General features: G+C 63.9%; 22 protein-coding genes and 3 pseudogenes. 8 read left to right on the plus strand and 17 right to left on the minus strand.

All coding sequences use genetic code 11. The features are described from left to right. Positions 1-407: 407 nt before the first annotated feature. The 5 genes from QTI45_RS32580 to QTI45_RS32600 all read right to left on the minus strand — a co-directional run bounded on the left by QTI45_RS32580 (position 408) and on the right by QTI45_RS32600 (position 4,915). Complete coding sequence (locus tag QTI45_RS32580; protein WP_286373171.1) at positions 408-1,199, minus strand: SDR family NAD(P)-dependent oxidoreductase; 792 nt, start codon at positions 1,197-1,199, stop codon at positions 408-410. An 11-nt stretch (positions 1,200-1,210) separates the two neighbouring features. After that, positions 1,211-2,278, minus strand: coding sequence for a TauD/TfdA family dioxygenase (locus tag QTI45_RS32585; RefSeq protein WP_286373172.1), 1,068 nt, complete (start codon positions 2,276-2,278; stop codon positions 1,211-1,213). Between the two features lie 24 nt (positions 2,279-2,302). Beyond that, positions 2,303-3,325, minus strand: a complete 1,023-nt coding sequence (locus QTI45_RS32590) for a Bug family tripartite tricarboxylate transporter substrate binding protein (protein WP_286373173.1) — start codon at positions 3,323-3,325, stop codon at positions 2,303-2,305. A gap of 22 nt (positions 3,326-3,347) precedes the next feature. Then, positions 3,348-3,761 carry a carboxymuconolactone decarboxylase family protein gene (locus tag QTI45_RS32595; RefSeq protein ID WP_286373174.1) on the minus strand — a complete coding sequence of 138 codons (414 nt, stop codon included), beginning with the start codon at positions 3,759-3,761 and terminating at the stop codon, positions 3,348-3,350. Between the two features lie 149 nt (positions 3,762-3,910). Beyond that, positions 3,911-4,915, minus strand: coding sequence for an AraC family transcriptional regulator (locus QTI45_RS32600; RefSeq protein WP_286373175.1), 1,005 nt, complete (start codon positions 4,913-4,915; stop codon positions 3,911-3,913). 179 nt (positions 4,916-5,094) lie between these two features. Here QTI45_RS32600 and QTI45_RS32605 point away from each other — a divergent pair, with 179 nt between their 5' ends. The 6 genes from QTI45_RS32605 to QTI45_RS32630 all read left to right on the plus strand — a co-directional run bounded on the left by QTI45_RS32605 (position 5,095) and on the right by QTI45_RS32630 (position 11,058). Next, entirely contained in the window at positions 5,095-6,150 is a 1,056-nt protein-coding gene (locus tag QTI45_RS32605; protein ID WP_286373176.1) for a beta-keto acid cleavage family enzyme, read from the plus strand. 10 nt (positions 6,151-6,160) lie between these two features. Next, on the plus strand, positions 6,161-6,493 hold the full coding sequence (locus tag QTI45_RS32610; RefSeq protein WP_286373177.1) for a Rieske (2Fe-2S) protein: 333 nt from the start codon (positions 6,161-6,163) through the stop codon (positions 6,491-6,493). A 117-nt stretch (positions 6,494-6,610) separates the two neighbouring features. Further along, positions 6,611-7,534 carry a Bug family tripartite tricarboxylate transporter substrate binding protein gene (locus QTI45_RS32615; RefSeq protein WP_286657309.1) on the plus strand — a complete coding sequence of 308 codons (924 nt, stop codon included), beginning with the start codon at positions 6,611-6,613 and terminating at the stop codon, positions 7,532-7,534. Positions 7,535-7,557: 23 nt separating this feature from the next. After that, positions 7,558-9,186, plus strand: coding sequence for a 3-(methylthio)propionyl-CoA ligase (locus QTI45_RS32620; protein ID WP_286373179.1), 1,629 nt, complete (start codon positions 7,558-7,560; stop codon positions 9,184-9,186). A 4-nt stretch (positions 9,187-9,190) separates the two neighbouring features. Next, positions 9,191-10,204 carry a YeiH family protein gene (locus QTI45_RS32625; RefSeq protein ID WP_286657310.1) on the plus strand — a complete coding sequence of 338 codons (1,014 nt, stop codon included), beginning with the start codon at positions 9,191-9,193 and terminating at the stop codon, positions 10,202-10,204. A 29-nt stretch (positions 10,205-10,233) separates the two neighbouring features. Continuing rightward, entirely contained in the window at positions 10,234-11,058 is an 825-nt protein-coding gene (locus tag QTI45_RS32630) for an SDR family NAD(P)-dependent oxidoreductase (RefSeq protein WP_286657311.1), read from the plus strand. A 217-nt stretch (positions 11,059-11,275) separates the two neighbouring features. Here the strand turns inward: QTI45_RS32630 and QTI45_RS32635 are convergent, their stop codons facing one another. The 4 genes from QTI45_RS32635 to QTI45_RS35440 all read right to left on the minus strand — a co-directional run bounded on the left by QTI45_RS32635 (position 11,276) and on the right by QTI45_RS35440 (position 13,276). Next, entirely contained in the window at positions 11,276-11,428 is a 153-nt protein-coding gene (locus QTI45_RS32635) for a hypothetical protein (RefSeq protein ID WP_286373182.1), read from the minus strand. Positions 11,429-11,557: 129 nt separating this feature from the next. Continuing rightward, positions 11,558-12,064, minus strand: a complete 507-nt coding sequence (locus QTI45_RS32640) for a hypothetical protein (RefSeq protein ID WP_286373183.1) — start codon at positions 12,062-12,064, stop codon at positions 11,558-11,560. Positions 12,065-12,298: 234 nt separating this feature from the next. Then, the gene (locus QTI45_RS32645) at positions 12,299-12,835 is read right to left on the minus strand and encodes an adenylate/guanylate cyclase domain-containing protein (RefSeq protein ID WP_286373184.1); all 537 of its coding nucleotides are present in this window, start codon (positions 12,833-12,835) and stop codon (positions 12,299-12,301) included. Between the two features lie 264 nt (positions 12,836-13,099). Next, complete coding sequence (locus QTI45_RS35440; RefSeq protein ID WP_353621368.1) at positions 13,100-13,276, minus strand: transporter; 177 nt, start codon at positions 13,274-13,276, stop codon at positions 13,100-13,102. Here QTI45_RS35440 and QTI45_RS32650 point away from each other — a divergent pair. Continuing rightward, positions 13,252-13,470: pseudogene (locus QTI45_RS32650) on the plus strand (carbonic anhydrase family protein); the annotation flags it as partial. The gene QTI45_RS35440 and the pseudogene QTI45_RS32650 overlap by 25 nt on opposite strands. 211 nt (positions 13,471-13,681) lie before the next feature. On the opposite strand, the gene QTI45_RS32655 reads toward QTI45_RS32650, so the two are convergent. From QTI45_RS32655 to QTI45_RS35445, 8 genes and pseudogenes are all read right to left on the minus strand, one after another. Then, complete coding sequence (locus tag QTI45_RS32655; RefSeq protein WP_286657312.1) at positions 13,682-15,736, minus strand: AsmA family protein; 2,055 nt, start codon at positions 15,734-15,736, stop codon at positions 13,682-13,684. A gap of 226 nt (positions 15,737-15,962) precedes the next feature. Then, positions 15,963-16,823, minus strand: coding sequence for an SDR family oxidoreductase (locus QTI45_RS32660; protein ID WP_286373186.1), 861 nt, complete (start codon positions 16,821-16,823; stop codon positions 15,963-15,965). A gap of 37 nt (positions 16,824-16,860) precedes the next feature. Next, on the minus strand, positions 16,861-17,403 hold the full coding sequence (locus QTI45_RS32665; protein WP_286657313.1) for a hypothetical protein: 543 nt from the start codon (positions 17,401-17,403) through the stop codon (positions 16,861-16,863). Between the two features lie 120 nt (positions 17,404-17,523). Continuing rightward, positions 17,524-18,512 (minus strand): annotated as a pseudogene (locus QTI45_RS32670) (NAD(P)H-dependent flavin oxidoreductase). A 43-nt stretch (positions 18,513-18,555) separates the two neighbouring features. Next, positions 18,556-18,693 (minus strand): annotated as a pseudogene (locus QTI45_RS32675) (acyl-CoA dehydrogenase C-terminal domain-containing protein); the annotation flags it as partial. Positions 18,694-18,800: 107 nt separating this feature from the next. Continuing rightward, positions 18,801-19,319 (minus strand): Bug family tripartite tricarboxylate transporter substrate binding protein, encoded by a 519-nt coding sequence (locus tag QTI45_RS32680; protein ID WP_286657314.1) that lies wholly within the window; start codon positions 19,317-19,319, stop codon positions 18,801-18,803. A 674-nt stretch (positions 19,320-19,993) separates the two neighbouring features. Continuing rightward, the gene (locus QTI45_RS32685) at positions 19,994-20,980 is read right to left on the minus strand and encodes a Bug family tripartite tricarboxylate transporter substrate binding protein (RefSeq protein ID WP_286373190.1); all 987 of its coding nucleotides are present in this window, start codon (positions 20,978-20,980) and stop codon (positions 19,994-19,996) included. Positions 20,981-21,056: 76 nt separating this feature from the next. Further along, complete coding sequence (locus tag QTI45_RS35445; protein WP_353621369.1) at positions 21,057-21,599, minus strand: CoA transferase; 543 nt, start codon at positions 21,597-21,599, stop codon at positions 21,057-21,059. Between the two features lie 90 nt (positions 21,600-21,689). On the opposite strand from QTI45_RS35445, the gene QTI45_RS32690 reads away from it, so the two are divergent. Next, positions 21,690-24,461 carry an adenylate/guanylate cyclase domain-containing protein gene (locus QTI45_RS32690; RefSeq protein ID WP_286373191.1) on the plus strand — a complete coding sequence of 924 codons (2,772 nt, stop codon included), beginning with the start codon at positions 21,690-21,692 and terminating at the stop codon, positions 24,459-24,461. Positions 24,462-24,567: the final 106 nt, after the last annotated feature.

Here is a 24,567-nt window from a genome sequence, read left to right on the forward strand (position 1 = left end):
CGTCCGGATCGGCGGCGCGCACCGGTGCCGTCGAAAAAAACCTTTTGTCTTCAGGGGTGCCTTCTCAGCGGCTGATGATGTTGCCGACGTTGTCTGGCTCCCTGTTCTTCGTCGGAGATCAGGCCATCAGCGAGGGACTTGAAGATGACCTCAGGGGGCTGGCGATTGGGGATTCAATGAATGAGAGGAACGGCCAGGCACCCCGAAGACTTCAGGGCCTGTCCAGCGTCGCGTAGGTCGAGACGCGGGATTTACCGTAGCACGGACTTGGGTCTATCTCGCGCCGCCTGCGACCTGGGCGATGAATTGCGTTGCGCTGTTCGGCCCGTTGGAGCCATTCGTTCGATCGCTGCTATGGTCGAGCTTCGTCGGCCTGAGCCCGCGAGCAGCGCAAGTAGGGAGGCCCATCACCGGACACCGAACCTTTGTCCATCGTCCACCGTCAAGGTCGACGCGTTGATAAAAGCGCCCGCCGGCCCAGCCAGTAGCAGCAGGGCGCCGTTGAGAACATCGGGCGTCCCGAGGCGCTTTCGCGGCAGTGTGTCGATCATTGCCTTGCCGGCCGGGGTCTGGAACATGGCCCGGTTGATGTCCGTCTCGATGTAGCCCGGGCTGATGGCGTTGACGTTGATCCCGTGGTGCGCCCACTCGCTGGCCATCGTCCGGGTCAGATGTTCCAGCGCAGCCTTGCTGGCGCCGTAAACGCCCAGGCCATGCGGATGGGACTGCGCTGCAAGCGAACAGATATTGATGATGCGTCCAGGCCTTTCCAGGCGGATCAGGTGACGGGCAAAGGCCGACGCGAGCAAGGTCGCGGCGCGCACGTTGACGCCGAAGATGTGATCGAACTGATCTGCCCGCACGTCGACGAGGGGAGCCCTGCCCCCGACGCCTGCGTTGTTCACAAGGATGGTAGGAGCGGCTTCATCCACCGAATACGCGACGAGGGCAGCTTCGAATCGTTCGGTATCCGAAACGTCGAGGGGTAGCGGTTCCGCATCGCCGCCTGCAGACCGAATGGCCCGCGCGGTGTCGTCCAAGGGTTCGGCGCGGCGTCCGACCAGAATCAGTCGGGCGCCGGCCATTGCCAACGCAAGCGCGCCTGCGCGCCCGATTCCGGAGCCGGCGCCCGTCACGAGCACGGTGTGTCCAGCCATGCTGAAGTTTTGCGCAAGGAATTCGCCACTTGTCGTGTTCATTCGCATGCCCTTCAGTGGGCAAGCTCAGCACTGCGCGCGGAATGATCGAAGATCGGGGGCTTGGGGTTGGCTCCCCAGATCTTCATGTCCTCGTAGCGATCCCGATAGGACTCGGGCAGCTGCTCAATCAGGCCGGTGTCCAGCCACAGGCGCAGGAGGTATCGGCGCCGGTCCAGCTCGGGCCAGTCGGTGTACTCGGTGCGGGAATGAAGGACGCTGTAGTTGGAGATGAACTGCATGTCCCCCCGCTGGAAGTCCATGTCGAGATACAACGCCGGGTCGCGGCATAGGTCATCCATCAACTCGAAGGCTTCAATCTGTAGGGAAGTGAGGGCGGGTACGCCATCAAAGCGTTGCGCGCTCTCCATGTACGTCCGGTTGTATCGGCAGAACAGGCGCTCCCCGATCCACTCGAAGACGCAGCCGCGGTAATAGGGGAGCTTTCCCTCTGGCGCCTCGCCCCTTCGATCTACGGCGATGGGTCGGTAGAGTTCGGCCAGCAGGTCCGGCCTGCGCTCGAACACAACGTTGTGAATGGCGGTGGAACTGACGATGCGAGACTTGCCGCCCTCGCGCGCAGGGCGAAGACACAGCAGGCCCACCACGTCCTGCGCGTCGTTGTGAAAGGGCAGCCCCAGTCGCGTCTGGTAGCCGCGGACGTTCATGTCCGTTCGGTAGTCGACCCCCAGATCGGTGACATGACCAAGCATGTCACCCTGGGCGTTCTGAGCCTTGCCCGCGCCAAGATAGCTGCCGATTCCCCAATACACCAGGGCCGTGTCCTCGAGCGTCAACTCGTCAATCTCGAGACCGCGCACCAACGCGAAGCCAATGCCGTTGACGATTTCGTCGCGAATGCCGAGCAACTTGGCTCCCAGGGTCGGAAGGGCGAAATGCTGCTTGGCGAGTGCTGGAATGCGTGCTCCCTGCTGTTTCGCGCGCAATAGCGCGGCGCGTATTTCCGCGTTGTGCTCGGGCGTCAGCATGAAGATCCAGTCGTCACGCTGGGCCATGCGGTCGCCATGCCAGGCGCTTCGATGGGCATAGGCGCGATGCGTTGGAGATGAGTTGATGTTCATGGTCGATTCCATCGTCGAGGAATGTCATTCGGGCTTGATGCCGTTTGCGACGACGATCCGGGTCCAGCCTTGGATGTCGTCGCGCAGGGTCTGCTGAAACTGCTCCGGCGTGTTCGCCGGCACCAGGCCCACGTTCATCTGGAACATGCGCTGCTTCACCGCTTCCGTCTGCAGAAGGGCGTTGACTTCAGAGTTGATCGCGCGGATCACTGCCGGTGGAGTACCCGCTGCCGCGAAGAGGCCCGTCCATCCATTCAGCTTGAACGGATAGCCCTGCTCCGTCATGGTCAACACCTCGGGATTCGCGGGCGCGCGGAACGTGCCGCTGATCGCGATCGGACGGATCTGCCCCGCCTGAATCGCGCCGACCGACGATGAGACGTCCACCCACCCGATCTGGAGAACGCCGCCCACCATGTCTCGGACGACTTCGTTGCCGGCCTTGTAGGGCACGTGACCGATCTTGAGCCCTTCCTGGTTTTGCAATGCTGCCATGGCCAGGTGGCCCACCGAGCCGTTGCCCAATGTCCCAAAAGTGTGCTTGTCCGGATGAGCGCGGACCAGCGCGATCAGTTCCTTCAGGTTGTGGGCCGGGAACGCGGGGACGACGGCCAGAAACTGCCCACTGGCCCCGATCTGGACCACCGGCGTCAAGTCGCGCATCAGGTCGTAGCTCTTCGGCGGGCTGATCGCTTGCAGTACGGCCGTGAACGAAGCGTTCGTGAAAAGAAGTGTGTGTCCGTCGTTGGGCGCCTTCACGACGGCCAGGCTGGCGATGGCTCCGCTGCCACCGGGCTTGTTGTCGACGATGAAGGGTTGCCCGAAGGTCCTGGTCAGATGGTCGGCAATGATGCGCGCGAAGGTATCGGACATGCTGCCGGCCGAACTCGCCACGACGATCCGGACAGGTCGCGTTGGCCAGTCAGAGGGCCGGGCCGCCTGCGCTGCGGAATCCAGGGGTAGCGCCAATGCCAGCGGCAGGAGCGCCGATCCTGCTGATGCGCAAGACGCCAGTATGAACCGCCGGCGGGATGAATCGAGCTTCATTGAGGTCCCCAAATGGATGTTTTCAGTCGGCGCCGGCTTTCGCAGCGGCCGCCAGGATCTCTTCGGCGAGGATGGGAACGCCGAGGCTCATGGAATGCAGGCCCAGCACGCTGACGTACTCCAGCACGCAGAGGATCTCCTCCTTCGTCGCTCCCAACTGAAGGGCCCTGCGAACGTGACGCCGAACGCCCGGCGCATACAGGTGGGTGCACGAGGCGTCGACGGCGATCGCGATGAACTCGATGGTCTTCGCATCGAGCTTGCCGCTCGACTTCGAATGCGCACTCATCGTCATGAATTTTTCGGTCCACACGGGATCCATGGCCGCGAATTCGTTCCACAGCGGGTTCCAGTTGCCGGAGGCGCGCATCTGGTCGCAGATGGGTGTAGCCCCGTGCGACAGGGCAGGGGATTGGTTCGGCGACTCTGTATTCATGGCGGCTTCCTCGAATGTCGATGCAGGCGATGGGCCCGGCTCCTGGATCCCATGAGTTGCAAGCATCGGGCATTGGAGGGCCGCGCTCTTGACATGTTGTGACACCGCTTTGCCATTTCGCGACAGGCGCGGCCGCCCTGTTCTTCGGCTCAGCCCGCGGGAGCTTGCTGGTTCGCCCGCCATTGCGTGACCGAGCATCCGAAGTGCGTACGGAACCACCTCGAGAACGAGCTCAGCCCGGAGAAACCGAGGAACTCGGCAATATCGCTGAGAGCTCGGTTGCCTGCGGGAAGATGCCGCATGACCCACTCGCTGCGCACCTCGTCGACCAGCGAGGTGAAGGGCCTGCCCTCTGCTGCCAGGTGGCGGTGGAGCGTGCGCCGATCGACGTTCATGTGCTGTGCAACACGCGCCGTGGTGCACTGGCCCGCAGGCAACAGCACGACCACCAGTTCCCGCACCTTGTCGGCGAAGGTGTTTTCCTTCTTAGCGGCAAGGAGAGAGTCGAGATATGCGCGGGCATACTGGGCCAGGACCGGATCGGAATCGCGGATCGGCATATCGAGATCCTCCGAGCGGCACACGATGCCGTCGAAGTCGGCATCGAACTGAACGACCGTCCCGAAGAGGCGCCTGTGCCGGGTGAAATCGGCAGGAGCGGTGTGAACGAAGCAGACGTACAGCGGCTTCCAATCCGTTCCCAGGAACAGCTGCATGATGCGAAACAGCACGCCAACGCCAAGTTCAACCGACTGGCGGATCTGGTTGGGCTGGGCCGTGATCAGTTGCTGATGGATCGTGACGCGGCCGTCTGCCTCCTCGATTCGCAACAGCAATGATTCGTTGTGCAGGCGCATGTAGCGAACCACAGCGTGCAGCGCCTCGCGCAGCGTAGGTTCCTCCTTGACCACGAGCCCCAGTGGACCGAGGTTTGAAAGGGAGCGGTTCTCGGCCATTCGAAGCCCGAAGTCCTCGACGCCGGAAATACGTGCCGTACTGGCGATCAGGCCGCGTACGGTATCGCCTGGAATACGGATCTCGGGGTCGACGAGGCACGAACGGTCCAGCCCCGCTGCGTCCAGCATCTGAATAGGGTCCACGCCGACCGAGCGGGCGACCGCAGCAAAGTCTGTCAGCGCAGCGCTGCGGATCATGCCTCTCGTGGGGCGGTCTCGCTCCATACCCACCTTCCGTTGCTTGTTGATGCTCGGGGTTAACGCGTAGTGTCACAACAGGTTAAAGGGCTGTCACAGCGGGTCAATCGGCATCTCCCCTTGCCCGGAACAATCCTCCTGCAGCAACCCACCCCTTCTGAACCCCAAGGACCCACATCATGCAATTCTTCGACGACTCCCTCCTCCCCGAGAACCAGCAGCCCCTCGTCATCCAGGTCGCGCCCTACGGCCCCCAATGGGACGCCAGCGACTCCGACGACATTGCCGTGTCGATGGACGATCAGATTCAGAAGGCGGTCGATTGCTGGAACGCCGGCGCCACCGTACTGCACGTGCACGTGCGTGAAGAAGACGGCAAGGGCAGCAAGCGTCTGTCCAAGTTCAACGAGATGCTGGCGCGGCTGCGCGAAGCCGTGCCCAAGATGATCCTGCAGGTGGGCGGCTCGATCTCCTTCGCCCCCGAGGATGACGGCCAAGCCGCCAAGTGGATGAACGACGACACGCGCCACATGCTCACCGAGCTGACCCCGCGCCCCGACCAGGTGACCGTCGCCATCAACACCTCCCAGATGAACATCATGGAGTTGATGACCGAGGCCGACGTGGCCGGCACGTCCCTCGCCAATCCGGCTCTGCAAGCTGCGTACCGCGACATGATCGTGCCCTCGAACCCCTCCTGGCACGAAGAGCACCTGCGCCGCCTGGTGGCCAACGGCATCCAGCCGCACTTCATGCTCGCCCATCTCAGTCAACTCGAGACGGTGGAGCGACTCATTCGGCGCGGCGTGTACATGGGCCCGCTGATCCTGAACTACGTGGCGATCGGCGGCGGTGCGGCCGGCGTAAATCCCGCCGACATGATGGAGTTCGTGCGCCGCACGCCTGATGGCGCGACGCTGACGATCGAGACCCTCAACCGCAACGTGATCCCGCTCAACACGATGGCGATTGCGATGGGCATGCACGTACGCGTGGGCATCGAGGACACGCTGTTCGGGCCGACCGGCGAGCGCATGACCTCGGTCCAGCAGATCGAGGCCATGGTGGCCATCGCGCGGGTTCTGAACCGTGACATCGCCAGTGGAGACGAGGCGCGCAGCATCTACCGGATCGGCGAGACCTACCGAAGCACGGAAGAGACGCTGGCGCGTATCGGATTCGCACCGAACCGCGCGCAGGGCCAGCGCGGCGTACCGATGCGCATGGCCGCCTGAGGAACCAGCAATGTCGACCGCCCAAGCGTGGACCGACCTGCTCGCAGAGCACGATCTGACAGAGCGCGGCCGTTGCTTTGCCCGCCTCGACGGCCACGAGATTGCCCTCTTTCGCATCGAGGACGCCGTGCATGCGATTGCGGACAGTTGCCCGCACGCCGGTGCGTCGCTCGCCAGAGGTGCGCTCAAAGGCACCACGATCCAATGCCCCGCACACGGCTTGCGGTTCGACCTTGCAAGCGGCTGCATCCACGGCGCAGGCGGCGGGCTCGCGGTCCGCACGTACCCGGTCCGGATACATGCCGGCCGCGTCGAGGTCGACCTCGGCGGCGCAGTCAACTGACACCAGCCCAACGACACGCACACCACATTTCAATTTCCGGAGACACGAATGCAACAGCTCACGAAACCCCTGCGCCGCATCATGCTCGGTGCTCTGACGGTCGCTTCCCTGCTGGCCATGGCACCCAATGCGCTGGCCCAGACCTGGCCCAGCAAGCCGATCCGTTTGGTCGTCGGCGCGCCAGCCGGCGGCACCGCCGACATCGTCGCGCGCACATTGGCCGAAGGGCTGACGCCACTGCTCGGTCAGTCTGTCATCGTCGACAACAAGGCCGGGGCCATGGGCGCCATCGGCACCCAGGACCTGCTGCAATCTCCGCACGACGGCTACACCTTCATGGTCGGCGTCAACGGCCTGGTCACCGAGGTCCCGCATGTCGTGAAGGCCCGCCTTGACATGTTCAAGGACATCAAGCCTTTGGCCCAGCTCACCCAAACCGGCCTGCTGCTCGTCGGCACGCCGTCGTTGCCGGCATCGACCCTGAAGGAAGTCATCGCCTATGTGAAGGCCCACCCCGGCAATGTGAGCTACGCCTCGTACAGCAGCGGCACGATGTCGCACACCATGGGGCAAGAGTTAAACAAGCTGGCCGGCCTGGACATGACGCATGTTGGCTACAAGGGCTCGCCACCGGCGCTCCAGGACGTGATGGGTGGCCATGTGGCGCTGATGTTCGACGGCCCGGCGACTTCCGTTCCTCTGATCAAAGCCGGCAAGCTGAAGGCCTTCGCCGTCGGCACACCAAAGCGGCTGGCTGCACTGCCCGACGTGCCGACCTTCGCGGAACTCGGCTATCCGAAGATCGGCGACATCGCATGGATGGGCCTGTGGACCACGCCCGACGTGCCGGCCGATGTGCAAGCAAAGGTCCGCGAGGCCACGCTGAAGGTGCTCCAACAGCCGAAGGTTATCGAGCGCTTCAGGGAACAGGGTCAGGACATCGGCCAGCCGCTGACGCCCGACGAGCTGTCGAAGTCGCTGCGCGCGGCGTCCGACAGGCACGCCGCCAACCTGAAGGCCATCGGCTTCCAGCCTGAATGACTACGAATCAAGGAGCACCCATCATGAACGGACAGATGATGCAGCAACCGCTGCTGATCTCCACCCTGTTAACGCACGCTGAACGCCACCACGGCGAACAGGAAATCGTGTCCCGTCGCGTCGAGGGCGATATTCATCGCACCACTTACCGCGCACTGGCCTCCCGCGCGCGCCGCGTGGCCAACGCACTGGCGCAGCGCGGCATCAAGTTCGGAGACCGCGTCGCCACGGTGGCGTGGAACGGGTACCGCCACATGGAGCTGTACTACGGTGTCTCCGGCTCGGGCGCAGTGCTGCACACGCTCAATCCCCGCCTGCACCCCGACCAGGTGGTGTGGATCGCCGACCACGCCGAAGACCAGGTGCTGTTCTTCGACCTGACCTTCCTGCCGATCATCGAATCGATCGCTCCGCGTGTGAAGACGATCAAGGCCTTCGTCGCGATGACCGACCGCGCCCACATGCCCGCCTCGACAAAGATACCCGGCCTCCTGTGCTACGAGGAATTGCTGGCCGACGCGACCGATCGTTTCGAGTGGCCGACCTTCGACGAGAACAGCGCCAGTTCGCTTTGCTACACCTCGGGCACCACCGGCGACCCGAAGGGCGTGCTGTACAGCCATCGCTCGACCTTGCTACACACCTACGCCGCCGCGCTGCCCGATGCGCTGAACTGCTCGGCGCGCGACTCCATCTTGCCCGTGGTGCCGATGTTCCACGTCAACGCCTGGGGCCTGCCCTATGTCGGTTGCGCGGTCGGCGCCAAGCTCGTCTACCCGGGCCCGTACCTGGACGGTAAGAGCCTGTACGAACTGTTCGAGACCGAGGGCGTCACGATGTCGGCCGGCGTCCCCACCGTCTGGCAGGGCCTGCTGGCGCACGTCGAGTCCCACGACCTGGCGTTCAGCACCATGCGCCGCACCGTGATCGGCGGCTCGGCTTGTCCGCCGGCCATGATGCGCGCCTTCCAGGAACGTCATGATGTGCAGGTGCTACACGCCTGGGGCATGACCGAGGTGAGCCCGCTGGGCACCGTCTGCACGCTCAAACCGGCGCACCTGGCGCTGGGCAGTGAAGAACGGCTCGCCGTCCAGTCCAAGCAAGGTCGCGCCGTGTTTGGCGTGGACCTCAAAATCGTCGATGCCGACGGCGACGAGCTGCCCTGGGACGGCAAGACCTCGGGCGAGCTGCTGGTGCGCGGCCCCTGGATCGTCGCGAGCTACTTCAAGGGTGCCGGCGGCAACCCGCTGGTGGACGGCTGGTTCCCGACCGGTGACGTCGCCGTCATCGACGCCTATGGCTTCATGCAGATCACCGACCGCGCCAAGGACGTCATCAAGTCCGGCGGCGAGTGGATCGGCTCGATCGACCTGGAGAACATCGCGATGGCACACCCTGCAGTGGGCATGGCCGCCTGCATTTCCGCGTTCCATCCCAAGTGGGACGAGCGCCCGCTGCTGGTGGTGGTGAAGAAGCCGGGTGTCGAGGTGACGCGCGAGGAACTGCTGGCCTTCTACGACGGCAAGATCGCGAAGTGGTGGACGCCCGACGACGTGGTCTTCAGTGAGACGATCCCGCTCGGCGCGACCGGCAAGATGCTCAAGCACCGCCTGCGCGAGCAGTTCAAGGACCACAAGCTGCCCACGGCCTGATGCCATGACCACCGCACTCACGATCGGCGCGGTTCCAGGGCAGGTGCGCCTGCTGTTTCCAGGCGTGCTGGCCTGCGGCGTGGTCGCTGCGGCCTCTACCTTCCTCTCAGAGCACTATGGTGCGCCGGTGATGTTGTTCGCGCTGCTCCTGGGCATTGCGATGAACTTCCTCTCCGGCGAGGGCGCCTGCAAGCCGGGCATCGAATTCGCGGGTCGGACGCTGCTGCGCATCGGCGTCGCGCTGCTCGGCCTGCGGATCACCGTCGGCCAGGTCGTCGAGCTCGGATGGCAGCCAGTGGCGATCGTCGTGATTTGCGTCGGGGCGACGATCCTGTTGTCGATGCTGGCGGCGCGCCTGATGGGGTTTCAGACCCTGTTTGGCCTCCTCAGCGGCGGGGCTACCGCGATCTGTGGCGCTTCTGCGGCGATGGCACTGGCCGCAGCGCTGCCGAACCACCCACTGAAGGAGCGCGCGACCCTGTTCACCGTCGTCGGCGTGTCGGCGTTGTCGACGCTGGCGATGATCGTCTATCCGATGATCGCGCAGGCGGCAGGGCTGGACCCTCGTGCGGCCGGGACGTTCCTGGGCGCGACGATCCACGACGTGGCACAGGTCGTCGGGGCCGGCTACAGCATGTCGCAGCAGACGGGCGACGTGGCCACCCTGGTCAAGCTGATGCGCGTCGCCATGCTGTTGCCGGTCATCGTATTCGCGGTCGTGCTCTCACGTCGCCAAGCCGGTGAGTCCGGTGGCCCGCGCCCCCCGTTGCTGCCGGGCTTTGTCATCGCCTTCGCGCTCCTGGTGGCAATCAACAGCACCGGGTGGCTGCCCAGCTTCGTCGCCAAGGGCGGCAGCGATTTCTCGCGCTGGTGCCTGGTGGCTGCCATTGCCGGCATCGGCATGAAGACGCAGTTGAAGGATCTGGTCACCGTCGGCCTCAAGCCGGTGCTGCTGATGATCGGCGAGACGGTCTTCCTTGTCGTGCTGGCACTTGCGTTGTTGCATTGGCTGACCTGAACGAGACACCAACGTTCGAGGAGTTGAACATGAAGCTGAAAGGCAAGGTTGCACTGATCACGGGTGGCGCCCAAGGCTTGGGCAAGGCCATTGCACTCGCCATGGCGAAAGAAGGCGCTGACATTGTCATTGCTGACGTGAATGCCAAGACGCTGCCCGGAGCACAAGCCGAGATCGAGGCAACGGGCGCCCACTGCCTGGGCGTGCAGTGCGATGTCTCGTCGGTTGAGAGCGTCGCCGGTCTCTTCAAAGAGATCGTCTCGACCTTTGGCACACTCGACATCCTGGCGAACAACGCCGCCCTGGTGCAGGCAGGCGAGCGCAACGAGCAGATGCGTTCGAAGTTCTTCCGGATGATGACGACGCCTGTGGCCAAGGAGTCACTGAGCGTGACCAAGGATTTCACCGACGAGGAGTGGCACAGGTACTGGGGCGTCAATGTGCACGGCGCTTTTTATTGCACCCGCGAGGCGTTGCGCATCATGGAGCCGAGGAAGTGCGGCAAGATCATCAACGTCGCCTCGATTGCCGGCATCGGCGGATTCAGCGCCTTCCACCCTGCGTATTGCGCGACCAAGGGCGCAGTGCTTGCGTTCACGCGATCTGTCGCGATCGAAGTCGCCGGGGCCAACATCTTCGTCAATGCCATCGCTGCCGGCGGCGTCCTGACCCCGCCGATGGAGCATTTCCTGGCGACCTTATCCGAGGAAGCCCGGGCCGGCGTGCATCAACTGATCCCGCTCGGACGCCTTGGCAGGCCGGAGGAGTATGCATCGCTGGCCGTCTATCTCGCGTCCGACGAGCACTATCTGGTCGGTCAGACGATCAGCCCAAACGGCGGAATGATCGTTTGACGGAATACAGTAGCGACGATAGGCCGATCCCGAAAATTCTTCGCAGTCACCCGCAGCCTTGGAGTTCGCCAATATCGCGCCCCGAAAGCCGACTTTCGCGTACTTCCGCTTGTGGCCGTTTTGAGCCGGCGCCAGTTGGCCATCGCGCCCTCGTAAGGTTCTCTAGAACCGGCAGGCTTGTGCATCCCCTGCCATGGCGCTGAGGCAGCCCGCCGCGCTAGCGCCCCTCTCCGGCCCGGCGGAACACCTTGGCGTCCAACCGCTTGTCCTTCAACTCCTGCTGGTCGCTGTGACCCACTTTCTCCCCGACCTCCGCCTTACCGTACTTGTCGAAGCCGAGCTGGCGGGCATCGAACAGGCGATGTCGCATGCGCCATCGAAGCGAACCTCGTTTGCAAGGTGCGCGATCAGGACCTCATGCGAGGATCCCGCCTCGCCGGAGGAGATGCAGCCCAGCCCTCAATGAGGAGTGCAATTCCTTGGTCGCGTCGTTCGGCCATCAAAATCGGCGGTTGTAGGAGAACATCAGGCCGGCCGTTCCCAGCAAAGAGACCTGCAGCGCGTCTTTGGGCGTCAATCGGTATCCGAGGGCCGGCCCGACGATAGGCGAATACCCATTGTGATTGAACGGAACCTTGTCCTCGTAGGGCGCCACATAGCCGTACATAATGCCGCCCACCAGCTTGGCATAGAGTCTGGGCACGTCGAACAGGTTGTTCCACACATAGCCGACGTAGACGGTGCCCGACTTCTGCCCAAAGGAATTGCTGAAATAGGCGCCGCCCCACAACCAGCCGTCGGCGCGATGTCGTTCCAGTCCTATCAGCCATACGGGCTTGTGCAGCGGGTCGCTGTGGAAGTGGTACGCATAGGGCGATAGAGTGAGTTCCCATGCGGAATCTGTCGGGATAGGGTTCGACTCTGCTGCGCCGATGGCCTGCGCGTTCAACAGGCTTAGGATGCAACTTGCAAGGCTCGCTCCGCGAGTGGTCAGTGAAAATTTCATCAGAAGCTTTCGTTGAGCGTTGTTCTCGGGACAAGATGGCGATCGGTCAAATGCGAAGAGGTATACCAGCTCGCCTATGAATCGGTTGGCCGCGCCAGGGCAGGCATCGCGCGCTTATCGATTTCTTCAACGTCCGGCGTCCCACGACGACCAGTCAATGCGCAACAGCGAACAGTCGCCATGTTCCCGGAATTCCATTGGGTGCTGCTGCTCGCGGTCATTGAACGATATGCCCTAGCCTGAGACAAGATCCTTCACCATGCGCGAGACGATCACTTCCCCGGCAGCAGCCCTGGCAGCAATGCGAGCCCCAACGTGCACCGCAATGACTCCAACCTTATCGCCCATCAATTCGCATTCTCCGGTGTGCACCCCAGCGCGCATTTCAAGACCAAGCGGTCGCAGCGCCTCACCGATCGCACAGGCACATCGCACGGCACGCGCTGGACCGTCGAACGCGGCGAAGAAGGCGTCGCCTGTTGTATCGATCTCGCGGCCGCGAAACTGCCGGAGCTCGTGCCGAACTGCGTCGTGGTGGCGCGCCAGCACCTCGCGCCAACGTCGGTCGCCCATGCGCGCCGCGGCTTCGGTGGCGCCAACAATGTCCGTGAACATCAGGGTGGCAATCAAACGGTCATCGACATAGTAGTGGCGCATGCCGGTCAGGAACTCCTCCGTCGCGCCGATAGTTGCATTGCAGTCGGACAGGTACGGAGGATGGTCGATGCCCCGCAACTCCAAGTTCTTCGCCTCCGGGATGCGCTCGTCCATGTAGCGGCTCGTCTGAACCGGTGACGCTCGGTGATTCACGCTGTGCCGAATCAACGTCGGCACTCGAGCGCGCAAGAGAGCGCCGCGGCGATGATGATGGAATGGGTGTGTCTGATCTCCACAGCTTTCCCCTTTCGACCGGCCAATCGAGTTGTCCCAGCTTCACACCACTCGCTGCAGCAGTTGGTTCTGTTGCCCGCCAAGCGGGATTGCCAGGGTGACCCAGGCGTTCCATCCTTTAGGTCGGTTCCGAGCCTCGAACTCTTAGTAGGATTTAAGATTGAGGTACCACTTCTTTCTGCCCACTGGGAGGAAGTAGCCAACCTGGGGCCCGATGGCGTAGACGTGCGACCTGAAGTCGCCGAGTCGCGCACGGGGCCCGCTGTCACCGGTCAGTTGTTGATGTCGACCCTGCCTTCGACTTGACCGTGCTGCTGCCAGCTAACCGTGCCTTCTACGCATTCATAGGTTCGCTGGCGATCAGGCCGTGCAGCGAGGAGGTCCGTTGGAAGGTGATGACGATCCCTATCGAGCTTTCTGCCGCACAGTTGGCTGCATTCAGAAGGGTCTTCAAGATGAATGCACGACCGGTGCAGCCGCAGAATGGCCGCAAAGTGATGTTGGTCGGCCGGTAGACGGCAGTTGAGTCAGATGGCCTAGTCGGCTTTCTTCAGTACGATGAAGGGTGGGAATACCGGCTCGCCGCATGTAGGCGCCCCTCAAGGATCGACGTCACGACACAGGCTCGGCCGGGAGGCGAACCAGCTCTCTACCCCATGTGTTGACTGGCATGACCCGCAAGTTCTATAGAGCACAGTCTACATTTCGCGGCAGGCCACGCCGTGGTCATCTATTCAAGCGATCCCGAATCGGCTGACGCTTGACGAGCCGGCCGGCGGGTGCCTCGATCTTGCTGCCGGCAGGCACGCCGCGTGCCGCTTGTTCGCATGCGGACGCCTGGTTCGCGTCACCTCGAAGAGCCGGAGCGAGCAGCGTCAGGCCACCGGTCGCGCCTGCCGCGGCGAGGGTCGCCGCTTCGCGTGCTGCGCCCATGGGGCTGATGGTCAGCTGCGGGCTTTCAAGCGGCCCGGAAAGCTGCAGCATCTGAACCAAATTGCTCACGTTCAGATTTAGCCCCTTCTTCACTCGCGGCACGAAGGCCAGCGTCAGAACCTGCTTTGCCAGATCGACTTTCCCGCTGGCCGAAACGCCGATCTGTTGCGTCTCGATCGCTATCGATCGGTCAATCTGCGCCACGCCGCTGCGCAGAGGCAGACGCACGACAGCACACCGAATGATGAGATCGTCGCGCGGCGATGACCGAGGGATCAGCGCATCGAGGAGGCGTGACACGATGTCTTGATCGAGGGTAGACGCCGTGCCAGCCAAGGCCACGTCGCTCACTGACACCAACACGCTGCCGGTCGATGACGCCGCCAGCCCGCGTGGCGTCCGACCGGACATCGTCAACTTGAGTTCGGCATTCACGCGACCGCCGTTGAACCGCTTCGCCTGACCACGCAAGGCGTCCGCAGCTTCGACAGAGAGCGATCTCGCGTTCAGCTGCGCGTCGAGTTTCTGCTCGGCGCCGGAGCGCACACGCATGTCCAGCCGCCCGCGCACATCACCGCCGAGTACCGAGAAGTTCAACGGCGCGGCAGAAAGCACACCAGGGCCTGAAACGATGCGAGCGTCGAGCGCAGACAAGGTTGGCATGCCTGGAACCACCAGACGCTGAACCTTCACCTGGATGTCCGCGTCGATGTCGGGCAAGGCCGGCAGGGGCAGCGCTGTATCGTCGAACAACTGGCGATGCTCCCCGGTCCGTGATTTGGCCTTCGCGTTCGGAGTTGCGTTCGCTAGCCATCGGCTCGCGTCGATCACCGGCGCCGTCAGCATTACCTGAAGCTTCATCGGTGAAGACTCGGTGCTCGCGCTCACGTGTCCGGTGACTTGCTGGCCTGCGATCGTCGCGGTCAGCGACTCCGCGCGAAACACCTTCTTCCCGTAGAACACTGTCGCCTCCAGATCCACCGGCATCGGCAGCTTCTGCGCGCCGGCAACGAACGGTTCCAATGCCTCGGCCGACTCGAGCTTGGCGGTGACTCTTGCCTCGATGGTCCCGGCACTCGGGCCTATGCCGACCTCCCCCTGCACCGAGCCCGCTGCGCCTTCTGTGTCGAAATGGAAGCTCACGGGCCACTTGCCAGTGCCGGCAAGCAGGGTGGCGACGGCACCAATGTCCCCGTCGAGTTTCCAGGTTTTCCCTACGAACGCAAGGTTCGCCGCGACATGGTTTCCGAGTTCATGGCGTTTGAGCTCCAACGACGCGACGCTGACCTGATGCGAAGCCCCGCTCCTCGCATCGCGGTAGCTCACCTGTGCGTCCGCCACGCTAAGGCCATCGGGCGCCGGAACGAACGCGCTGCTTTCGCCTTGCTTCTGCTCGCCTGCTAGCTGCCAGTTCAAGCGGCCCTTTCCATCGGCTTCGAGGGCCAATTCGATGCCCTTCACATCGATTCGAAGAACTTCGATCTTGCGGTGCAGCAGCGCCGGCAAGGACAGCTCGAACGCCACCCGTCGAGCGCGCAGCAGGTCCTTCGACGAGCCCCAGTCCGCGTTGCTCAGAGAGATGTCGTTCACTTCGACCGCGATGTTGGGGCACAACCGCATCGACGACGGGCCCGCGATGCGAAACGTGCGCCCTGTCACTTTGCTCACATGCTCAGCGACCAATGCTGCCACGCGCTCGGGCGGGTAGGCTAGACGGAGCGCCACGGATGCGATGACCAGTAGCAGCACAAACACGCCGGCCGCTACTGCTACGATGCGCGCCACGCGCATCAGCTTGCGCTTCGACGGGCTGGCGCTGGTCAGTAAGGCGGGGTCTCGAGTCACCATGGCACGCCACTGACAACGAAGGTCATTCTTCCCCGGCTGATAGGTCGGCGTGTCTCCCTCGTCCGGCCAGACGGGGTCGACAGCGCGTCTTGGCAAATCCTGGCGTGGCATGCGACAGCATGAAGGCCATGCGCTTTGCGTGCCTTCGCCGAAAGCGCAGCCAAGCGCTTGTCGCCGACAATGCAAAAAATCCGCGCGCGCAGCTGCGCCGACCTCGTCATTGCGATCACCCTCCAGTCTCGAATCCGGGGTAGAGGGTCATGCCGCCATCGATGAACAGCGTTGTGCCGACGATGTAGTCGGTGAAGTCCGACGCGAGCCAGACCGCCGCGCGCCCGATCTCCTCGATCTCCCCGATGCGCTTGTAGGGCACCAGTTTCATGAGCTCGGCATATGCTTCCGGCGTAGACCAGGCGGCGTGGTTGATCGGCGTTCGGATGGCGCCCGGCGCGATGGAATTGACGCGGATTCGCTTCTCCGCGACTTCCTGCGCGAGGCTCTTCATCAGCAGCATCAGGCCGCCCTTGGAGGCGGCGTAGTTGACGTGGCCGGCCCAGGGGATGACCTCGTGGACCGAACTGGTGAAGATAATTTTGCCGGCCGCCACCGAAATACCCTCGCGCACGCCACGGCGAAGGAACTCGCGCACCGCCTCGCGCGCACAAAGGAAGGCGCCGCGCAGGTTGACGTTGATCACCGCGTCCCACTGCCCGAGGGTCATCTCGTGGAATGGCGCGTTGCGCTCCATGCCCGCGTTGCTGACCAGGATGTCGACGGTGCCGAACTCGCGCACTGCCACGGAGAACATGGCTTGCACCTGTGCTTCATCAGCCACGTCGGCGTGCACGGCGATCGCGCGCCGCCCGTCGCTGCGAATCGCCTCAGCCACCGCCTCGGCGTCCTCCGGGTTGACGACGTAGTTGACGATCACGTCGGCACCCGCCCGGCCGAGCGAGACAGCGATGGCGCGGCCGATGCCGGAATTCGCCCCCGTGACGAGCGCAGTCTGGCCTTTGAGCAAGGCATACGTGGGCGGCGCCGGGATGGCAGGTTCCGGCAGATTCCTGTGGGTGTAGTAACTCTGCATGGTCTTCCTCTCTCAGGCTCGAACATCCCGCGTGGAATCAGACGGGGTTTGATCGTCTTTGCTTTCCTCGCGGCATTGCGGAGTTCCGCTCCGTGCCGTGCAACGCCCGCGCCGCGGCAGCCTCGGCGCTCCGCATGCGCAGCAAGTCCCTGGTCGACACCGCGTTGAACTGGATGACGCGCGCCACGCAGCAGGTCCCGCCGGCGTGGTGGTTGGCGCCGATGCCCACCCCTGTTGCCGTCGAAGTATTCGAGGTAGTGCAGCAGGTCGCGCCAGTGCTGGTCGTCCCGGAACTTCGGTGTCGTGCCGTACGCGGGCCGGCGGCCGCGCCACAGCGCCAGGGCGAACGTCGCGTCTGTTGATCGTCGCTGATGCCGGCCAAGCCGTCTTCGCCGGCGCGGCAGGCGCGGCAGGCGCGCAAGCGGACCCGATGGAGGGGAAGGTAGTTCCAGGTCTCGCCGTTGTCGCTGTAGTCCTCGCAATCCCATTGCAGCTCGCAGGGATACTGCCACTTCATCCAGGCTGCGCGATTCGCGTGCGCCTCGTCAAGGCGGTGCTTCTCTGTCGCTTCGGTACTCATCGGATGTTCTCCTTGAGGCCACTGCTTACGCGCTCATGCTGCTACCGGCCACCAATGCTACATCGTTGATCGTCGTCGTGACAGTGGCCATTGCGTCGGTCCAAGGTGCGGATCGCTCGGTCAGCTGTGGCTTTCAGGTGCAGTTGATGCGCAGCGCTGAAGCGCTAGCCGTTGGCGCGCCGGCTTGTACTCACGCTCGAGATTGCGGACGAAGGCCGCCGCGGTCGCGACTCGGGTCACGACGCCGATGCCTTGGCCGGAACCCAGATGTCCTTCCAGGCCTCGGCCTTGCTGCCCTCGCCGCCGCCGAAGTTCATGGTCTTGAGGTCGCCTTCGGGCAGGTTGGCCGGGTCCATGCCGGCAGGTACGATGCTGAGCGCGAGGTTGTTGCCGTGCACGCCGGTGAACAGGTTCGAATAGACGATGTCGTCGGAGCTGCCGGCGACGATCGCCTGCTTGTACTCGTCGCTCGCGCGGGCCTCCTCGGTGGCGATGAAGGCGGTGCCGATGTAGGCGAAATCGGCGCCCATGGCCTGCGCGGCGAGCACGGCGTCGCCGGTGGCGATCGAGCCCGACAGTGCGACCGGGCCGTCGAACCACTGCCGGAATTCCTGGATCAGGGCAAACGGGCTCTTCACGCCGGCATGGCCGCCCGCTCCCGCAGCGACCTCGATCAGGCCGTCGGCGCCCTTCTCGATCGCCTTCTTCGCGAAGCTGTTGTTGATGATGTCGTACAGGGTCACGCCGCCGTAGCTGTGGACCGCATCGTTGACGTCGGTGCGCGCGCCGAGCGAGGTGATGACGATCGGCACCTTGTACTTCACGACCATCGCCATGTCGTGCTCGAGCCGGTCATTGCTCTTGTGCATGATCTGGTTGATGACGAAGGGTGCCGCGGGCTTGTCGGGATTGGCCTTGTTGTAGGCGGCCAGTTCCTCGGTGATCTCGGTCAGCCATTCCTCGAGCTGCGCGGCCGGACGCGCATTGAGCGCGGGCATCGAGCCCACGACACCCGCCTTGCACTGGGCGATCACCAGCTTGGGGTTGCTCATGATGAACAGGGGCGAGCCGATGATGGGCAGCGGAAGATTGGCGAGCACGGGCGGCAGCTTGTAAGTGGAGTCTCCAGGATTCGATGAATGGGATCTGGTTTCAGAACGATTCGAGCGCAAGGGCGGTGACGCTGTCGGGGCCCTCGACGATGCTGTCGCGCAGGCCCGGCGCCTTGTTCAAGATGTGCTCGGCGTAGAAGCGCTCCGTGGCGACCTTGGCCTTCATGAAGGCAAGGTCGGTCAACATGGCAAGGGATGCTCTCCATCTTTGGAACAACGCGAGACCGTCGCGCCGACAAGCTGTCGCGCGTTTGATTCTTCGATCCCGGGGGCCGCGCCCGGAGACTATTCAGGCTTGAAGTCGATCGACTTCAGGACCGCCCCGATGCGCTCGTAGTCGGCGGCCAGCGAGGTCGCCAACTCCTCCGACGTGCGCGGCTGGCCCGAATCCATGCCCAACTCCTTCAGTCGCTCGCGTATCGCCGGCTGCCCCATGGCCTTCAACGCGGCTGCGCGCACCCGCTCTTGCGCCGCCGGGGGGGCGTTGGGCGTCACCCAGAGGCCGATCCATACCATCGCCTCGTTCTGCGGATAGCCCAACTCGTTGAAGGTTGGCACGTTGGGCAGCAGCGGCGACCGATGCGGGAGGCTCACGGCATAGGGCACGACTCTGCCGGCCTTGATCATCGGAAGCGAAGTGGGGATCCCGTCGAACATGAGCGGCACGTGTCCACCCACGACGTCGGCGAGCGCCGGAGGGGAGCCCTTGTATCCGACGTGCTTCATGTCGATGCCGGCGGCCTTGTTCAAGTGAAGCCCCATCACATGCGACATGGTGCCGGCGCTGTAGGAGGCGTAGCTCACCTTTCCCGGTGCGCCAACCAAGGCTTTTTTTGAGAAGCAGTGGCGGCTGCCAGATATTGAACGCGTTAAATAGGTCCGGAGCGCGGCTGGACGTACGCTTTTCGGCGCCGAATCGCGATCGTTCGAAGTCTGCTGTGGGCCGAGGCTGTGTAAAAACGTACGCGAATCAACAAATCGACGACTGCTTCAGTGGCTCGCTGCGTCCGCTCATCCAGTGCACCGATTCGCCAGAGTAGGCCTGTTTGAAGGCGTTTGAGCGCCATCGGGCGCGCAACTAGAGTCAAGCAGGGCTCAGGGGCCCACCAATTGCATCGCCTTCATCGTTTTGGCGATACCCAATACGCTAATCACCCGCTTGAAGTTGTAAGCCAGGACGCGATCACTGCGAAGCGCGTGCGCACTGGCCCAGTGGCGGGCAGCAATTCTCAGCCACCCTGCCAGCCCGTTTCCTGTCCTCCTTGTGCCAAGGAGCCGCGGTATCGATGGCTAGACCCAAGGTATTGCAGACATAGTCCGTCTGCTTGCCCCCGGGCGATCGTGTCGTCGCAGACCGAATAGCTGCAATCTAGGAAACCGAAGTGGGAGTCTGGGCCTGCCGCCCTTCGAATTCGTGACGTCAGCGCCCGCAAAGTTTGGGAGTTGTCCTTGAAGGCAGATCCTGGCGGCGCGCGAGCCTACTGCGGCTCGATCCCCGCCTTTTTTACCAAGCTTGCATATTTTGCCAACTCGCTCTTGAATTCAGACTGGGCTTGTGCGGACGTGCCGATGCGGATGGTGGTCCCCTGCTTGGCCATGGCGTCCATGACCGCCGGATCCGAAAACGCCGCCGCCACTGCGTCGTGCGCCTTCTTGACGTTATCCGCCGACATGCCTTTGGGTCCGATCACCGCGAGCCAGGCGTCCACCACGAGATTGGACAACCCTTGCTCGACGAAAGTCGGTATCTCCGGCGCGGCGGGAGTGCGCTGGGCCCCGAGTGTGCCGATAGCGCGAAGCGCGCCGCTCTTGATGTGCGACTGGACACTCGGCAATGCAGCGGTGCCGAACTCGACCTGTCCGCCGATCAGGTCCGTGACCATTGGGCCAACGCCCTTATAGGGAATGTGCTTGGCAGTAACGCCGGCTTGCTCGAGGAAGAGTTCGGTCGCCAGATGCAGGATCGTGCCGTTGCCGCCGGACGCGAAGTTCAGGGCACCCGGCTTGCTCTTGAGCAGCGCGATCAACTCCTTGCTGTTTGTCGCCGACACCTTGGCTGGATTGACCACCAACACCATTGGCGTCGCGCCGATTACTGCAATGGGCGTGAAATCGCCCGGCATGTCGAAGGGCACCGACTTCAACACACTCGGAAGGATGACCACGTTGCTGGACACGATGGACAACGTGTTGCCATCGGGAGCCGAACGCGCCAGTGCCTGCAGACCCACTACGCCGCCTGCACCGGGCTGATTCTCGACCACCACGGCCGCGTTCAACGCCTTCGACAATGCCGGCTGGGCAGCGCGTGTGGTGGCGTCGACGCCGGAACCGGTCGCGTTCGGCAGGATAAAGCGCACAGTGCCCGACTGCGCACTTACCGTGAGGGGCCAGGCACCCGCCGCGATCGTTGCCGCCGAGGCGGCCAGGATCGAGCGACGTGAGAAGCTTTGCGTTGAGATCATTGGTTGTCTCCATGGATCTTGGGGTTACGCGCGTGGCTCAACCACCACATTTCGGGACCGCATACCCTCCAATTCGTCATGGCCGTAGCCCAGTTGTTCGAGCAGGTTCGGCGGTGTGCTCCCCCAGCCTCGGAGAACTCAAGCGTACACCGAGGCGTTGACGTTCGAGCGTGATCGGAAATAGCACGGTCTCGACAGTTTCATCGGCTCGCGGACCATCGGACACGCGCATGTCCGCAATGTCGCCGGTGGCCCGCAGGTGCTCGTCGTCATACAGGTCTTGGGGCCTGCGATTCGGGGCGAATGGCAGCCTTGCATTCTCCATCGCCTGCGCCAGTTCGTAGGCACCTCGGCGCGCGAAGCGTTCGCCAATCGTCTTGGGCAGTCGCGGCCGATGGCGATGCGCTCGTTGTTGGTGGCGAGCGCGGGCTGGCGAGCGAATTTGGGTTGCAGATCGCCGGTGCCCTCGATGCCCTGCGCGGACGGCCTGCGGCGTCTTCGCAGGTGCGGACAAGCCGAACCAAGTGCCCGAATAGTTGCGACAGTGGCCAAACCCGGCGCGGTGCGTGCTGGCCTCGTTGCCAGCCCGGGCGCGGCCGGCGGGCGGCGCGCCTTGCATGAGTGACACGGCCCTGCGCGAAGACTACGATGCTGCTCCGCATACGGGCGGGGGTGTCTCGTGAACGATTCGGGCTTGCGGCATAGGTTGATGGCGATCCTCTGCGCCGACGCGTCGGGGTATTCGCGTCGGATGGCGCAGGACGAGCGTGCGACCGTGGCCGAGCTCGATGCGGCGCGCCAGGTCTTTCGCGAGCGCGTCGCCGAACATGGCGGGCGCATCGTCGACACGGCCGGAGACTCGGTGCTGGCAGTGTTTGAGACCGCTGCCGGTGCAGTGGATGCGGCCATGGCTGTGCAGCGACAGCTTGCATATGCGGGCCCACTCGAGGCCGCGCGCCTGCGTTTTCGCATCGGCGTCCACCTAGGCGACATCATTGAGAAGCCCGACGGCTCGGTCTACGGCCACGGGGTGAACGTGGCGGCGCGTCTTCAGGCGCTGGCACTCGAGGGCGGCATTTCGGTCTCGGACTCCGTGCGCACCACATTGGGTGAGTGGACCGTGCACCGCTTCGTGGACCAGGGCCAGCATGCGGTGCGCAACATCGGGCCGCCGCTGCATGCGTTTGGACTCCCCATCGAAAGGGCGGTGGCGCCGCATTCAGAAACAGCGGGGGCAGCGCCTCACCCAGAACCCACGCCGGCACAGGCCTTGGGCAATCTGCCGGCGCATCTGCCGCCCCTGTATGGACGCGCAGAGGACATTGCTGCACTGGTCCGGCTGTTGGAGCTTCATCGCGTGGTGAGCGTGGTAGGCCCTGGAGGTATCGGCAAGACCCGGGCGGCGCAGGCGGTGGCCCACGCCGCGCGCAGCAGCTATGCCGACGGCGCCTGGATCGTGGAGTTGGCTCCCCTGGCAGATGGGCAGTTGGTCGTGCCCACGGTGGCGCGGGTGCTCGGGCACCCCATCGCGCTGAAGGAGACGGCGCTTGCGTCCCTGGTGCAGGTGCTCAGGGACCAGCGACTCCTGCTCGTGCTGGACAACTGCGAGCACCTGCTTGAGGCGGTGGCCGAGCTGGCCGCGCAGGTCGTTTCGGGCGCCCCGGGCGTGCGCATGCTCGTCACGAGCCAGGAACCGCTGCACATCGCTCAAGAGCAGATCAGTCGCCTCAATGCGCTGGCGGTGCCCCCGAGCGCGGGCGTACGTGTGGCGCTCAGCTACGGCGCGGTACAGCTGTTTGTCGCGCGCGCCCAGGCCGTTGATTCAGGCTTCGCCGTGGACGCCGAGAACCTGGACGACGTGGTCGAGATCTGCCGGCGGCTCGATGGCATGGCACTCGCGATCGAGCTGGCCGCGGCGCGGGTGTCGCTGCTGGGCGTGCGCGGAGTGCGTCAGCGGCTGGACGAGCGGTTGAAGCTTTTGGCGGCGGGCAGCCGCACGGCGCCGCCACGGCATCAGACACTGCGGGCGGCGCTGCAGTGGAGCCACGGGCTGCTCACGGCGGCGGAGCGGACGGTGTTCGATCGGCTCGGCGTGTTCATTGGCACGTTTTCACTCGAGGCCGCGCAGCAGGTGGCGGCCGACGAAGCGATAGATACCTGGGCGGTGCTCGATCACCTGGCCTCCCTGGTGGACAAGTCGCTGGTGCTGGTGGAGGGCGGGGAGACAAAGCGCTATCGAATGCTCGAGAGCAGCCGGGCTTTTGCGCTGGAGCGGCTGGCCGCGGCAGGATCGCTCGAAGCGATCTGCAGCCGGCATGCACAGGCGATCGCCGACACCTTGACCGGTGATGATCCCTTCGAGGAGCCGCTGGCGCGGATGCGCCGCATCGCGCCCGATCTTGACAACGTCCGCGCGGCCTCAGCTTGGGCGATGGGGTGCAGTGGAGATCGCCAGATCGCCGTGGCGATCGCCGCTGCCACCGACAGACTCTGGGATGCTCACGGCTTCAACGACGAAGGTGCACGCTTGTACCGAACCATCGAACCCTGGCTGGACGAAGCAACGCCGACTCGACTGGCAGCGCGTTTTTGGTTCGCCGTCGCGGACCTGGGACTGTGGACCGACACGAAGCGCCAGGCCGAGGCAGGACTCAGGGCCGCCGAGCTCTTTCGCGGCTTGGGCGATCGATTCTGGGTGTTCAGGTCATTAACACCAACCGCGCTCTCATTCGCACATCTCGCCGACCGTGTTGCGGCGGAAAGAGTGCTGACCGAGATGGAGGCGCTGCTTGACCCGGCTTGGCCGTTGTGGACGCAATTTGCTACCGCCTGGTGCAAGGCATTCTACGAATACCACATTGAGCGCAGGCCGGAGGAGGCACGAAAACTCGTTAACGCTGTCCTGCAGAGTCATCGTCGAGAAGACATCTATTTCAGGGACTGGTGCGAAGGCGTGCTGCCACTTTACGACTTGGCGGCGGGCGACTTTTCTTCCGCATTGCATCGATGCGACGAGCTTCTTGCCCGGCCAAGGGCAATTGAAAGCTCCTCCCTCCGCGCACATCTGCTCTCTCGGCGCAGTTTGGCACTCGTTGGTCTCGGCGATTTCGAAGCGGCTGAGACCTCGTTGCGGACCGCGACGACCATGATCATGCACGCGATAGGTCCGGGTGCCTGGGCATTTTGCTACATCGCGCATCTGCTCGCGTGTCAGGAACGATTCGTCGAAGCAGCGAAGACGATAGGTTACATCGACAACCGCTTGGGGTCCGACCTCAAAGGCTTAGCTCCAGTGCCAGTGCGCTGCTACGAAGAAGCCCTCGCCATCATCAAGAAAGCTCTCGACACCGAGGCGCTCAGTCGGCTTCGGCGTGAGGGTTGCCAGCTCAGCGCGGACGAAGTGATCGCGATGGCCTTCCCCCCCGAACGTAGCGATACCAACAGCGACTTGGCGCAACCGTCGGCAAGCGGCCAGTCGTGAATGACTCGGCATGCCGCGAGTGCCAGTTCTCGGCCGCGCTTGGTAGCTGACCTTCGCATGTTCGCGCGGTCGGCGCAGGGCTGCTATCGGCGAGATTGGCGAACAG

Origin of the sequence: Variovorax saccharolyticus, from assembly GCF_030316765.1 — a bacterium.
Classification (GTDB): Bacteria; Pseudomonadota; Gammaproteobacteria; order Burkholderiales; family Burkholderiaceae_C; genus Variovorax; species Variovorax saccharolyticus.